The sequence below is a fragment of the Pseudoscardovia suis genome (genome assembly GCF_002797875.1).
Lineage (GTDB): Bacteria > Actinomycetota > Actinomycetes > Actinomycetales > Bifidobacteriaceae > Pseudoscardovia > Pseudoscardovia suis.
This window is the reverse complement of the sequence record NZ_PGFC01000001.1, coordinates 548860-562875: the sequence shown is the minus strand read 5'-3', so window position 1 is coordinate 562875 and position 14016 is coordinate 548860. Positions and strand designations below refer to the sequence as shown.

Sequence of the window (14016 nt, the reverse complement as noted above, 5' to 3'; positions counted from 1 at the left end):
TCGGCACATGATTATCCCCCGGTTCCAGGACGCAGTTGAAAACCACGAAATCGCCACGCAGCCTACCCCGGCCGACAAACACACAGCGGAAACCAGCAATCTCCACCGGGGGCAAACGACGAGCAGAAGAAAAATCCGAAGGAATCGTCAAAAACATCACTTGCCCCCTATCACGAACTCGACCTTGATGGGCAGCGGGCCCGCCCGCCGGTTCACACCAGCATAACCGCACAACAACCGCCGCACATCATCGGAACCGCCACGCGCGAAGGCCATCACTCGCATCTCATAGGTGCACAAAGCACGGTGTATCGGCACCGTCCATGCACCATGCGGCATGTCTAGGGTCTTGTTGGATGCCGGCAGGAACGGCGGCAGTTTGCGTGCACGAGCCGGTGGAGGTTAAGGCAGGTGTTACGCGCCGGGCACGCCCCGGAGGCCGATTCGACGCGCCGCAGGCTGCGCGCACAAGCCGATAAAAAATAATGCCGGGCACCGGCAGGCGGCCGCAAGGCTACCGCTGCCAGTGCCCGGCATCAGCACAACATCAACCCGGCATCAACTACCGCTTGTTGTCGCGCTTCTTTTTCTCGCGCACCTTCACCGAAATCTGGATCGGCGAACCTTCGAATCCGAATTCATCACGAAGCGATCGCTCGATGAAACGACGATAGCCGTGGTCGAGGAAGCCCGTGGCGAAGATGACGAAACGCGGCGGACGGGTGCCGGCCTGCGTGGCGAACAGGATGCGAGGCTGCTTGCCGCCGCGCAACGGGTGCGGATGCGCTGCCTGCAATTGACCAAGGAACGCATTGAGCTTGCCGGTGGATATGCGCTTGTCCCAGGACTCCAATGCCTGTCGCATGGCCTGCGGCAAACGATTCGTGTGCCAACCCGTCTTTGCAGACAGATTCACACGCTGCGCCCACCTGACGCGGCTGAACTCCGTCTCCCATAGCCTTTCGAGCCGCTGGCGGGAGAATTCGTCTTGCAGATCCCACTTGTTGAACACGAGCACGATGGCGCGTCCCGCGTCCACCGCCTGGCTCATGACCTTGAGGTCTTGGTCGGAAATCGGTTGAGAGACGTCGAACAGGACGAGCGCGAGCTCGGCGCGTTCAATGGCGGCTTGCGTGCGCAGGCTTGAGTAATACTCGGCGCCGCTGATTTTGTGCAGGCGCCGCTTGATTCCTGCCGTGTCGATGAACAGCCAGTCCTCGCCGTCCAGCTTGATGACCTCGTCCACCGGGTCGCGCGTGGTGCCGGCGTAATCGTCTACCACGGCGCGTTCCTCATGCGCCAGCTGGTTGAGCAGGCTGGACTTGCCGACGTTCGGCCGTCCGATGAGCGCAACGCGGCGCAGTGTGGACGGCGTGAGCAAGCCGGAGGTCTTGTCGGCCTTCTTGAGCTTGGCGAGGGCGTCGTCGAGCAGGTCGCCCACTCCCCTGCCATGCATGGCGGAGATTCCGAACGGCTCCCCCAATCCCAGCTTCCAGAATTCGGCGGTCAGATATTCCTGTTCGCCGGTGTCCACCTTGTTGACGGCGACGGTCACCGGCTTGCCGGCGGCGCGCAGCATGGAGACGATGCGAGAATCGGATGATGTCAGGCCGACCGAGCCATCCACGACGAGAATCACTGCGTCCGACAGCCCCACGGCGATCTGGGCTTGCGAGGCAATCGCGGAATCGATGCCTTCGACATCCGCCTCCCAGCCGCCGGTATCGACGAGCTTGAAGTCGGTGCCTGCCCATTCCGCGTCGTAGCTGACACGGTCGCGCGTGACACCGGGCGTGTCTTCCACGACGGCGGCACGGCGTCCCAGAATGCGGTTGACGAGCGTGGATTTGCCCACGTTCGGCCTGCCGACGACGGCGATGACACCCACGGCGCGATTGACGGGGGCTTCGTCCTCGTCCGTATCCCCGGCATCCTCGATGAGTTCCTCGTCGCCTTCCTCAAGGTCGTATTCGTTGAGGTTGGCTGCGTAGTCGTCATACAGCTGCTCGTCGATCGCCTTGTCGACCAGGTCGATGAGCGTGTCGAGGGTCTGCTGGAAGTCCATGTCCGAGTTGTCGACGGTCACGACGCCATCCGCTGCGGTCAGGAAGCTCGTGACCTTCGAATCGGCCTTGTCTCGCTTCGCCACGTCATCCGCGCCGGCGGCACCCGCCTGAGCCTGGCCGTTGCGGCGTGCCTGGCGCACTTCGGGGCGTGCGGTGAGCAATACGCGCACCTCCGCGTCCGGGGCGACGACCGTGGTGATGTCACGGCCTTCCGCCACGACGCCGGAACCATGCGAGAAAGAATCGGGGTCGGCCTGCCCGGCCATGTAGGCGCGTTGGGCGGCGATGAGCACATGGCGCACCGGAATGATGCCCGAGACGACCGAGACGTGCGACGAGACCTCTGCCGAACGAATCTGCTCGGAGATGTCCTCCCCGTCGCAGGTGATGGTCGGGTTTTCGGGGTCGAGGCCCATGTCGAGATGGTCCTCGGTGAAAAGCTGCGCCACCGCTTCGCAGATGGCCTGCTCATCCGGCTCGGCATCCAGATCGATGCCCTGCTTCATGCACCACCATGCGGCGGCGCGATACATGGCGCCGGTATCGAGGTAGGCGTATCCGAAATGCTTGGCGAGGGCCTTCGATGTGGTGGATTTGCCCACGCCTGCAGGTCCGTCGATGGCTACGCGAATCACAGGCCCACCTCCTGCTCCAAAGACTTGACCTCGGTCTCGGACAGCACGCGGTACGAGCCGGGCTTGACCTCACCCAACTTGATGGGGCCGATCTGCACGCGCATGAGTCGCTTCACGGGGAAGCCGACGGCATCGAACACACGGCGCACGATGCGGTTCTTGCCCGAGTGGATGACGACCTTCACGACGGAACGGTCGCGGCTCTGGTCGAGGATCGCGCAATGGTCGAACTTGATCCAGCCATCGTCGAGCTGCACGCCCTGGCGCACGAGGCGACGGCAGACGTTGCCGCCGATGTGGCCTTCGACGGTGGCGATGTACGTTTTCTCAACCTCGTACTTGGGGTGCATGACGTGCTGGGCGAGTTCGCCGTCGTTCGTCATCAGGATGAGGCCCTCGGAATCATAATCGAGGCGACCCATGTGGAATATGCGCTGGTACTTGTCGCCGATGATGTCTGCAAGCGTGTAACGGCCCTTCGGGTCGCTCATCGTCGACAGGACGCGGCGGGGCTTGTTGAGCGCCAGCGTCACGTACTTGTTGTGGATGTGCACGCGTGACCCGTCGACGCGGATGTCCTGCTTGGCGGGGTCCACTCGGGTGCCTAGCTCGGTCGCCAGTTCGCCGTCGACCTCCACTCGGCCGGACGTGATCATCTCCTCGCACTTGCGTCGCGAGCCATAGCCCGCCTGTGCGAGGACCTTCTGCAGGCGAATGCCTTCGGAAGAGGAATCGGAATGTGCCTTCAAGGCGTGGCTATAAGGGTGTGGCATCGTTCTCCCAACGTGGCCGGGGATGCATGGCGGATGGAATCAATCCCTGGCGGCTTCATGTACCGTCCTTGCGGTGGTTCCGCACTGGTGCATGCCACCTGTGAGTGTGTGCGAACCCGTGAATTATGGGATTGCTTCCTGTGCGGATTGCTCCACGTGAGAATTATTCTTTGTGAAATGATTCGCTGTGGAATTACTCCCGAGGATTGCTTCCCGCTACATCCAAATTTATAGAAACAGAGTAAGTATAGCGACGCCCCTGGCCAAAGCGCCGACGGCGCGTCGCGTCCCAGCCATACATGAGATGCTCCGGTCGCGTTGCGCATGCGTAGATGCACATATATTGCGGTTTCCAAGTCTTTCCAAGGATACGGCTGGTATCATGTGCGGTGGTCAGTAATAGTTAGACCGACACAAAGAAAGACAGACACATGGCAACTTCTACTGCTACATCCACTGAAACGGACGAAGCTACGCTCTCGACGTCGCGCGTCGCCCGCGTCGTCACCGAACTCGTGGGTTCGTTCCTTGTATTCCTGGCGGTTTACGCGATTTGCTCCATCGGAACCGTTCTCAATTCCATGATGATTGGCCCGAACATCCTCACCGTGGGCTTGCTCGTCGGCCTTGCATACGGCGCCGTCACATATATGTTCGGCCACGTCTCCGGCGCGCACCTCAATCCTGCAGTGTCGCTTGCCTCCGTTCTGCTGGGACGCATCGGATTCGCGGACTTCATCCTTTACGTCATCGCCCAGTGCCTGGGCGCATTCGGCGCTGCTGAACTTCTCGTCAAGCTCATCGTGATGCCGTCCGATGCATCTTCGGCCAACAGCAGCTCGCTGTACAGCGTGTACACCTGGATTCGTTACGCCGTCAACGGCGTGCGCGAATCCTCCCCGCTCACCGTAACGCTGAACCAGATGGGCGTGAGCGGCGTCATCTTCGGCGTCAAGTTCGGCGTGCTGTTCGAAGTCGCGATGACCGCCATCGTCGTTGCCATCGTGCTCAAGTCCCAGAATGAGAACGGCGTTCCCAAGCCGATGGCGTGGCTCGCAACCGCCCTCGGCTATGGTGTGGCGACCGCAGTCGCATACCCCTTCACCGGCGCTGCCCTCAACCCCGCCCGCGCAACCGGCATGGCGCTCGCAGGCCAGTCCGCAGCCAAGGCTTACAACGATTCGATTTCTTCGGCATCCTCCACGACGTCCACCACTACCACCGCTGTGACGTTGCCTCTGCAGCAGCTGTGGATCTTCTGGGTCGCTCCCCTGCTTGCCGCAGCCGTTGTGGCGCTCGTGTTCCTCGTTGTGCGCTCCCTGCACTCCAACGAGAAGTCCGCTGCCGATATCGTCGAAGAGAAGGCTGAGCTCGCGAAGGACGCTGCTGATTCCTCCGACGCCGCTGCTGATTCCGAGGATTCCGAAGATGCAAGCGAACAGCTCGCTGCCGCCGGAATCTCCTACGAAGAGGAAGATTCCGAGTCCAAGGACTGAACCCCGCATAATCGCCGCCCGAGCGTAGTCCAGCATCGCTGCTGGATGCATGGAGACAATGCTCGGAGACGATAATGCTAGCAAAGCCCGCAAGACACGCACGTTGCCTTGCGGGCTTTTCATATCTGCGCATCCCAAGCATCTGTCCAAGCATCTGTCTGCGAGAGGTCGTAATTTGGAGGAAAGCCGGCACCGCCGCAGGCACAGAAGCCAGTGACAGAGAAAGCCAACGGTGGTTTGTCCCATCGCTTTTGGTCACCATCCTCTTGCCTCCGTCGCTGTGTGGAAGGCACGCGGCCTGTCGTGTTCGTCACCGAGGACCCAACGACAATACAAACGACAATACAATTGAAAACAATACAAGGGAGGACACAATGCAGCTGGAACCCAACCGCTCATTGACAGACAAACAACGCAAAGCGATGCGCATTGCAGTGATATGCGCCATTATCTTCGGCATCATCATGATTGTGCTCACGGCGATGGATTTGCTGATTCGCACCGCTGGCTTCATCATCGTCTATGCGGTCCTCATCGCGCTGTGCGGGGTGCTTCTCGTCACCGTGCTGCGCGATGACGGAACAGGAAGCACCGCTGCCCCGGGCGTGCGTTCGGAAGAACAGGTGATTTCCGACGCTGTCCTTGCGCTGAATGCCAAGAAGCAAGAGGATGCGGATGCGCAGGCGCAGACGGAGAAGGATATGGACGCGTCTCAGTCGCAATCCCCGGTAGGAGGATCGGAAGCGGAAGAATTCAAGGCTTAAGAGTCCGCTTCCTGAGAATCCGCTGTCTGAGAATCCACAGCGGAAAGCCTGAAGTGCACGAACCGCTGGCGAGTAGGCTGACACGCCTGTTTTGTGGCAGCTGCATCACGGAATCCGCGCAGACACAAACGAGGGGCTGTGCGCAATCCAACCAAAGGATTGCACACAGCCCCTCAACGTTTCTTCGTGACCGTCATGGAGTGACGACCGCGACCATGCCGTTTCAGTGCAGGAAGCGAATGCTCCAGAAAAGCAGTCCGAGAATCGTTCCCAAGGACGCCCCTATGAAGGAATCGAATCCGACGGAACGCACCTTCCATGGGCTGTCCGGACCATATACGCTGCGCACGATGGCGGCGCTCCACAGAACCGCCACCACGACGAGCGATGCAAGACCGGGGTGGCGTGCCCATGCCAGGATGACGGAGACAAGAAGGCACGCAGCCACGATCCATTCGAACCACGGCTTGCCCTCGTTGGTCTCCGACACCTTGACATGCTCGACATGGAAGCCTTCGCGGACGTTCGTGTCATCCTGCTGCGGCTGACCCGACGAAGGTTTGCCCTGAACAGGGCTACCCTGCTGAGGGCGGGTGTCACCGTTATTTTCGGTATCCATCGTTTCAGGTTCCTGCACTGTTTTCGGCGTATGTGTCAGTGGAAGAAGTGACGCGTGCCGGTGAGGTACAGCGTCACGCCAGCTGCCTTGGCCGCTTCGATGACTTCCTCATCGCGAATCGAGCCGCCAGGCTGCACGATGGCCTTGACGCCTGCATCCACAAGAATCTGCAGGCCATCAGCGAACGGGAAGAATGCGTCGGAGGCGGCAACGGCGCCCTTGGTGCGGTTGACACCATCGGCGAGGGTATTGGCGCGCTCGACGGCAAGCTTGCTAGAATCCACGCGGTTCACCTGACCCATGCCCACGCCCACGGTCGCTTCATCATGGGCGATGAGGATGGCGTTGGACTTGACGGACCGGATGGCGCGCCATGCGAACTCAAGGTCGCGCAGCGTCGCTTCGTCCGCGGCTTCGCCGCTGACGAGCTTCCAGTTCTTCGGATCGTCACCCTCGGCGTCGATGCGGTCGGTCGTCTGCACGAGCAGGCCACCGTCGATCTGACGGATGGACTGATCCAGCACCGGGCGGGTCGGCACCTTGAGGATGCGCAGGTTCTTCTTCGTCTCGAGAAGCTCGAGGGCTTCAGGCTCGTAATCGGGCGCCACGATGACCTCGGTGAAGATGTGCTTGACGGCCTGTGCCATTTCCAACGTCACGGTGGCGTTGGCTGCGATGACGCCACCATAGGCGCTCATCGGATCGCATGCGTGGGCCTTGCGGTGCGCTTCCGCGACCGTCTCGCCGATGGCGAGGCCGCACGGGTTGGAGTGCTTGACGACTGCCACGGCGATCTTCGGGGCGAAATCCCAGGCGGAACGCCATGCGGAATCCGCATCGACGTAGTTGTTGTAGCTCATCGGCTTGCCGTGCAGCAGCTGCGCATGGGCGAAGTCGGAATGCGTGAGCGGGTCGAGATACAGAGCGGCCTGCTGGTGGGAGTTTTCGCCGTAACGCAGCACGTTGGACTTGTCCCACGTGCGGGTGTACGTCGGCGGGAAGAGCTCATCGGTGTTGGGCGTCTGAGCATCGGCATCATCCGTGGCGGGTTCGAGCGATGCGGGCTTCTTCCACACGTTCTTGGCCCATTCGATGATCGTCGCGTCATAGGCTGCCGTATGGGCGAATGCCTTGGCGGCAAGATAACGACGCTCGGCGAGCGTGAAGCCTTCTCCATTGCTCACGCGCTCTGCCGCAAGGGCATAATCGTTCTTGTCGGTGATGACGGCGACGGTGGCGGAGTTCTTGGCTGCGCCACGGACCATCGAAGGACCGCCGATGTCGATCTTCTCGATGGTGTCAGCCTCATTGGCGCCGGAACGCACCGTGTCGGCGAACGGATACAGGTTCACCACGACGAGGTCGAAGGGCTCGATGCCCAATTCCTTGAGCTGACGTGCATGCTCGGGGTTCGTCATGTCGGCAAGGATGCCGGCGTGGATGTGCGGGTCGAGCGTCTTGACGCGGCCATCAAGGCTTTCGGGGAACCCCGTAACCTTCTCCACAGGAGTTACATTGACGCCGAGCTCTTCAAGCTTCTTGGCGGTGGAGCCAGTGGAGACTACGGACGTCCCTGCCTTGACGAACGCCTGGGCGAGGACTTCGATTCCGTCTTTGTGATACACGGACACCAGCGCGCGCTTGATGGGGCGGCTTGTGGAATCAGCCATGTGCTGTGTTCTCCTTTTCTTTGGATGGGTTATGGGGCCATGCGGCGGACCGCAGCGCCGTCACCCGTGGCATGTGGGAACGCTGGAATGCGATCCATGGGATGGCGGGAAGAATAACGGCGATGTGTATGAGCCGACAACTCCCCATTGTAAGAGCTTGCCGTGTACAGCGTGGCGTTTGGGCTCTTATTTGGTTGGTTTCGGGGATTCCTCGTCTGAGGCATCGTCGGCCGCTGGCACGGCGGGCAGAGATGATTCCGACGGGAAGTAGCGTGAATCCAATGCTTCGCGAATGGATGTCGGCTCGTGCGGTGCGGCCGCATGCCATGGGGATGACGATTGCGACGTCTGGGAGGCGGAGCGCGACGACGTGGTGGAATAGGAGGTGCTTGTGTCTCTGCCCGTGCCTATGCCGGTGTCAGTGCCTGGGGCGTTTGACGACATGCCATCTGTGGATTCAGACGCAAGACGCACCGCCTCGTTAATCGCGGAATCCACGGAGGCCGCGGAATCCGCGGACCTCTTCTGTTGCGGGGCTATGGAAGAAAGATCCCGGGGCGCGTGTGGTGTCGCGGTCACGCGGTGTCTGCTTCTCATGAACCGGATAAGCGATTCGATGCAGGATACAAGGAAGAGCAGGAGAACGGATGCGAAGAATCCCATCGCGGCTGGCTTTGAAATCGCCTGGGTGGATGCCCACACGTCGCTGATGCCCAGATGTCCCAGACGGCCGGAGCCCATGCCGCCGCTGCTGAGAATGAAGGCGACAAGGCAAACCACAACGATCCATATGCTCGACAGGCACATGCATACGAGGGCGAGCAAGTAGTCGACGATGGAGCGCGGCGATGACAAAGCCGGCTTCGAACTCATCCGGCGATGCAGGATGTCCAGACGTTTGCTCGACCATAGGAAGAAGCAGCCGATGACGAAAGCCCCCACAGCCGGTGTCGCTTCCAGCGCTACGCGAAGCCGCGCATCGGCGATCGCCGTGGGGAATATGCCGAACACAGGAACCGCGGGGAGGTTGCTGGCCTGGCCGTTCCACAGTGTGAAGGTTGCGATCTGACCAATGCTGAAGCCGGGACCCACGATCCAGGACAGCGCCCATATGCACAGGTTGGGCAGCCACAGCAATGTGATGATGCAAGTGGACCAGAACGTCACATTGCCCATTGCGAGGAACGAAGCGACTGTGCGCATGGCATCGAAGCCCAGGAACACCCACACGGCGACGGTTATGAAAGCGATGACGGCCATGAGGATAAGGAACGCGCGCGCCATCCGAAGCGATGAATCCAAGGTGCGGGCCAACGGCTGCGAAATATGCGTCCGGATCTTGCGCAACCCGGCTCGAATCGGAGCACTGCCCTGTGCCACTACGAAGCATACGAGAACCATGAGGGCGAACTTCCCTGCAGCGATGGGCAAGGAATCGGCGGGTGTCAGCGCAGACTTGGCGAACACCAAGCAGTCGAGCCCGATCCATACGAGAGCGAAACTCACATACGATATCAGCGCATGGTGGCGCAACCATTTCGCGGTGACAGCGGAACCGACAGCCACAAACAGAATCGTGCCCAGCAGCGGTATCAGCGTGATGTCGAGGAACTCGTAACGCACCCCCACCCCTTGGCTCAACAGCACGGATGCGGTTGCCAAGGGCATGATGGCGCCGGTGAGGGACGTAGTGCTCTCCACTGAAAACAGCAACGTGCAAATGCCGCACAGCAGCGACAGAAAGAACGAGGGAAGGAACCAACCCAGCAACCCTGCAATGAGCCCCCTGCCAAACTCAGCAACGACCGGTCGGCCGGAGCTCGGCGGTTGCGCTGATGCGAAACCATCCTGCGTTGATTGTTCCGCATCAGCGTGGTTGCTGTTGTGGTTGCCGCCGCTGGAGACCTTTCGGCCAGTGCCGACACGACCTGCGCGGTCGTGAACGCCCGCGTGGCCGGGAACAGTGGCGTTGGTGCGCGCCGAGTCTAATGGCGAGCCGCCTTGGGAGGCATTTGCGTCGCTGCTGGTGGTCCTGCGACGGCCACCGGCGGATGAACGGCCTGCGGATCGTTTCGATTGCCGTGGTTCGTTCGGGTCGTGCGTGTTTCTCATGGACGGCTCAGATGATTCCACGCTTGGTCAGGATGTCACGCATGATGCGAGCGGTCTGGCCCGGAGTACGTCCCACGGGGATTCCCACTGCTTCCAGAGCCTCCTTCTTGTCGGCAGCGCTGCCCTTGCCTCCGGACACGATCGCGCCGGCATGACCCATCTGCTTGCCTTCCGGCGCGGTGAATCCTGCGATGTATGCCACCAGCGGCTTCGTCATGTGGGTACGCGCCCAGTCGGCGACCTCCTGCTCGGCGCTGCCGCCGATTTCGCCGATCATCACGACGGCTTTTGTCGCATCATCATCTGCATAGGCCTGCACAGCCTCGAGCAGCGTGGTGCCGACGATGGGATCGCCGCCTGCGCCGAGCGCTGCGGTGAAGCCGATGTCTGACAACTCCCCCATCAGCTGATAGGTGAGTGTGCCCGACTTGGAGACGAGTCCCAGAGGGCCGCGCTTGACGATGCCGTCGGGGATGATTCCCAGATTCGTGCCTTTGGAATCTTCCGACTGCCCGAACGTGGCAAGGCCTGGGCAGTTCGGTCCCACGATGCGCACACCGCGACGCTTGGCAAGCGCCACGCAATATGCGGTGTCGGCGACGGGCACGCCTTCGGTGATGACGACGATGAGCGGAATCCCCGCCTCGATTGCCTCTACCATCGCGCCCTTGGCGAAACGCGGGGGAACGAATACCACGCTGGCCTCGGCACCGGTCGCCTCGCGGGCTTCGGCGCATGTGCCATACACCGGCACCGCGCGCACCTGTCCCTCAGCGTCGGTGAAATCCACTGTCTGCCCGGCCTTGCGGGGGTTCACGCCTCCGACGATGTTCGTTCCCGCCTTGAGCATTCGGGCGGTGTGTGTCATGCCCTGATGGCCGGTCATGCCCTGCACAATGACAGGTGCGCCATCCTTTACAAACAGCGTCATCAGCGATTCTCCTCCTGCGTGTTTCCGTTGCCTTCCATGGATGCTGCGATGCGTGCGGCCGCCGCGGCGGCTTGCTCCATTGTTGATTCGACGATGATGTTGGGGCGGTTGGCGGCTTTGAGCGTCTCCAGGCCTTCCTTGGCGGCATTGCCGTCAAACCGGATGATGATGGGAGCCGTGGTGTTGAGTTTGTCCAGCGCCTCAAGGATGCCTTCGGCAACGAGCTGGCATGACGTGATGCCGCCGTAGACGTTGACGAAGACGTCCTTCACATTGGGGTCGTCCAGCACGATGGAGAGGCATTCCGCCATGACTTCCGCCGAAGCGCCGCCGCCGATGTCCAGGAAGTTCGCTGGCTTGATGTCGGTCCCCTGGTCCTGGGCTGCGCCGGCAACGGCGTCCAGCGAGCTCATGACGAGTCCTGCACCATTGCCAATCACACCGACCTGGCCTTTGAGACGCACGTAGTGCAGACCATGCTGCTGCGCGCGTTCCTCCAGCGGGTCCGCGGGAGCCGTGTCGGCGAAACGCTTCCAACCGTCGTGGCGGAAAGCCGCGTTGCCGTCCAGCGACACCTTCGAATCCAAGGCGCACAGACTCTTGCTGGACTCATCATCGGGATCGCCGACCTTGGCAAGCGGGTTGATTTCGACGAGCGTCGCGTCGCTGTCGCTGAAGACCTTCCACATCTTGAGCAGGATCTGTGCAGCCTGGTCGTTGTCGGCGTGATAGAAGCCGATCTGCTCCGCCATGACCTTGGCATCGTCGAGCGTGAAGCCTTTGTATGGGTCGATGTGCAGGCGCTTGACGTATTCGGGGTGCTGGCGTGCGATGTCCTCGACCTCCGTGCCGCCTGCCGCAGTGGCTAGCACATCGTAGTCGCGCGAGGTGCGGTCCACGGAGATGGAGACATAGTATTCGTGGATGATGTGCGCTGCCTCGCACAAGAGCACACCGTTGACCTTGTGTCCGCGCACGCTCATCGGAAGGATCTGGGCGGCGAGTTTCTCTGCCTCGTCGGCGTCATGGGCGATCTTGACGGCGCCAGCCTGACCGCGGTGACCGATTTTCGCCTGGCCTTTGATGACACAAGGGTATCCGATGGAGTCCGCCGCCTTGCGGGCCTCCTGCGGCGTCATCGCATAAATTCCCTTGGGAACCGGTATGCCTTCCTCTTCGAAAAGCTGCCGGCCCTGGTATTCGTACAAATCCATATTCGACCCTCTCAGTGAATCTTCGGTTTTCCGGTACGTGCGGCATCGGTTCACGCTCAGGTTTGCTGCGCTGATCATTCGCTGTGCCACATTGCACTGGCAGAGGAACGTTGTCGCAGCTTCTCGGTCCGGTTGGATCGTTGCCGCCTCTGACCATCAACACTAGTGCTTTCTCATACTCTAGTGTCTTCTAGTGTTTTTCGAATTCTTTCGTCATTATGTGGCAGTTGCAGGCGTGACCATCACAGGCATGGCGGGCGTGGGCATGGCGGGCGTGGGTTCCGCGCCCGCCATGCGAGACGTGGAACGGCCAGACCCGAGATCATGCCGGCATGGAGACAAGCGTGGAGATCGGTGCATCGCCAAGCTTGTCGCATCCGCCCAATCCGTTGAGCTTCATGATGAAGCTGAAGCCGCACACCGTGCCGCCCACGGATTCGATGAGGGTCTTTGCGGCATGGGCGGTGCCGCCCGTGGCGATGAGATCGTCGACCACCAGCACGCGGGTGCCTGGCTTGATGATGCCTTGCTCGATTTCAAGCGAAGCCGTACCGTATTCCAGGCTGTAGTCGGCGTGCTCGATCGGTGGCGGAAGCTTGCCGGCCTTGCGCACAGCCACGAAGCCTTTGTGCAAGGCCGCGGCGAGGGGCACGCCGATGAGGAATCCACGCGCCTCCAGGCCGGCCACCTCGTCGATGGAATCAGCGGGAACAGGCAGGGCCCGCACCAAGGCGTCCATCAGGATCGAAAGTCCTCGCGCATCGGCCAGAAGCGGCATGTAATCCCTGAAATTGATCCCCTCCTTGGGGAAACCGGGGATGGAGCGGAAAAGCGACAGCAGGTAGTCGCTGTCCTCCTCGCCCATAAGGGATAGCTTCTCAGGCGTGATGTCATTTTCCATGTGGTGTCCTTGGTGGTCTGTGTGCCTTGGTGGTCTGTGTGAAAGCGTGCCTTGAATTGCATGGCGTGCAGCATCCCGCGCGGACCAGGCTGATGAAACGATTCCTCGCCAAGCCCGATGCGGTGACGCTGCACGCCATCGTAGTCGATAGTTGAGGAAGGAAAATTACTTGACGTTGAGTTCGGAAGAATTGTCCGTCAGTTGTTCGTCTGCTGCATCCGTTGCGTCTGTGTTCTCTGTAGCATCCGCGTTCTCCGTTGCGCCCGTGGAGTTGTCCGCGTCCTCTTCATCGGGGATATACGCGGGACGCACCGGAGGCTCGGTGATGGCGGCGAGGCGCCAGCGGCTGGTGGAGTCCTCGGATTTGAGCACGATCTCGTCGTAATCGGGCAGCACCTCGACGACCTCGGCAAGCAGACCGGACTGCGTGGCAACCTTGTCGCCCGGCTCGAGGTTCTGGCGCCAGTTCTCGCGATCCTTCATGGACTGTTGCTGCTTCTTGGACGTATGCCCCATCCACACCATCATGAGGATGAGCAGAACGAGAATGACGATCGTCGTGATATCTGGCATTGGTGACCTCCTTGCGGTCGCGGCTGGCGTATGTTTTCAAAGCGATAGCGGTATGCCGTTGGGCTGTGCATCAATTGGGCTGCGCATCAGGCGCGATGCCCGACGCATTCCACGGTTCATCCGGCAGCGACTGTTGCAACAGTGGGCTGCAACAGTCGCTGCAGCAGTGAGCTGCAACAGTGATGTTGCAGCAGTGGGGCGCGACGGTAGCGTGTTGCGACGGGCTGCGCTGCGGCTGCGGAGTGCAGCCCGGTTTGCCTTG

Annotated in this window: 11 protein-coding genes; 2 read left to right on the top strand and 9 right to left on the bottom strand. The window is 61.0% G+C overall.

Going from position 1 to position 14016, the window contains the following annotated elements; all coding sequences use genetic code 11:
- Nucleotides 1–562: 562 nt before the first annotated feature.
- Together der and CLV65_RS02110 are read right to left on the bottom strand one after the other, a co-directional pair.
- Nucleotides 563–2701, bottom strand: a complete 2139-nt coding sequence (der, locus tag CLV65_RS02115) for a bifunctional cytidylate kinase/GTPase Der (protein WP_094691723.1) — start codon at nucleotides 2699–2701, stop codon at nucleotides 563–565.
- Entirely contained in the window at nucleotides 2698–3474 is a 777-nt protein-coding gene (locus tag CLV65_RS02110; RefSeq protein ID WP_094691722.1) for a pseudouridine synthase, read from the bottom strand. The genes der and CLV65_RS02110 overlap by 4 nt, the downstream gene beginning before the upstream one ends.
- Before the next feature lie 431 nt (nucleotides 3475–3905).
- Between CLV65_RS02110 and CLV65_RS02105 the strand changes: the two genes are divergently transcribed.
- Nucleotides 3906–4970, top strand: coding sequence for an MIP/aquaporin family protein (locus tag CLV65_RS02105; RefSeq protein WP_094691721.1), 1065 nt, complete (start codon nucleotides 3906–3908; stop codon nucleotides 4968–4970).
- 374 nt (nucleotides 4971–5344) lie between these two features.
- A complete protein-coding gene (locus CLV65_RS02100) occupies nucleotides 5345–5734 on the top strand; it encodes an SdpI family protein (RefSeq protein ID WP_094691720.1) in 390 nt (129 codons plus the stop codon).
- Nucleotides 5735–5957: 223 nt separating this feature from the next.
- On the opposite strand, the gene CLV65_RS02095 is transcribed toward CLV65_RS02100, so the two are convergent.
- The 7 genes from CLV65_RS02095 to CLV65_RS02065 form a co-directional block, all read right to left on the bottom strand.
- Nucleotides 5958–6353 carry a hypothetical protein gene (locus tag CLV65_RS02095; protein ID WP_094691719.1) on the bottom strand — a complete coding sequence of 132 codons (396 nt, stop codon included), beginning with the start codon at nucleotides 6351–6353 and terminating at the stop codon, nucleotides 5958–5960.
- Nucleotides 6354–6388: 35 nt separating this feature from the next.
- A complete protein-coding gene (gene purH / locus CLV65_RS02090) occupies nucleotides 6389–8023 on the bottom strand; it encodes a bifunctional phosphoribosylaminoimidazolecarboxamide formyltransferase/IMP cyclohydrolase (RefSeq protein ID WP_094691718.1) in 1635 nt (544 codons plus the stop codon).
- A 186-nt stretch (nucleotides 8024–8209) separates the two neighbouring features.
- Nucleotides 8210–10135 (bottom strand): cell division protein PerM, encoded by a 1926-nt coding sequence (locus CLV65_RS02085; protein WP_094691717.1) that lies wholly within the window; start codon nucleotides 10133–10135, stop codon nucleotides 8210–8212.
- A gap of 7 nt (nucleotides 10136–10142) precedes the next feature.
- Nucleotides 10143–11066, bottom strand: coding sequence for a succinate--CoA ligase subunit alpha (gene sucD, locus CLV65_RS02080; RefSeq protein WP_094691716.1), 924 nt, complete (start codon nucleotides 11064–11066; stop codon nucleotides 10143–10145).
- Nucleotides 11066–12280 carry an ADP-forming succinate--CoA ligase subunit beta gene (sucC, locus tag CLV65_RS02075; protein WP_094691715.1) on the bottom strand — a complete coding sequence of 405 codons (1215 nt, stop codon included), beginning with the start codon at nucleotides 12278–12280 and terminating at the stop codon, nucleotides 11066–11068. The genes sucD and sucC overlap by 1 nt, the downstream gene beginning before the upstream one ends.
- Before the next feature lie 322 nt (nucleotides 12281–12602).
- Complete coding sequence (locus CLV65_RS02070; RefSeq protein ID WP_094691714.1) at nucleotides 12603–13181, bottom strand: adenine phosphoribosyltransferase; 579 nt, start codon at nucleotides 13179–13181, stop codon at nucleotides 12603–12605.
- Between the two features lie 165 nt (nucleotides 13182–13346).
- The gene (locus CLV65_RS02065; RefSeq protein ID WP_094691713.1) at nucleotides 13347–13754 is read right to left on the bottom strand and encodes a preprotein translocase subunit YajC; all 408 of its coding nucleotides are present in this window, start codon (nucleotides 13752–13754) and stop codon (nucleotides 13347–13349) included.
- Nucleotides 13755–14016: the final 262 nt, after the last annotated feature.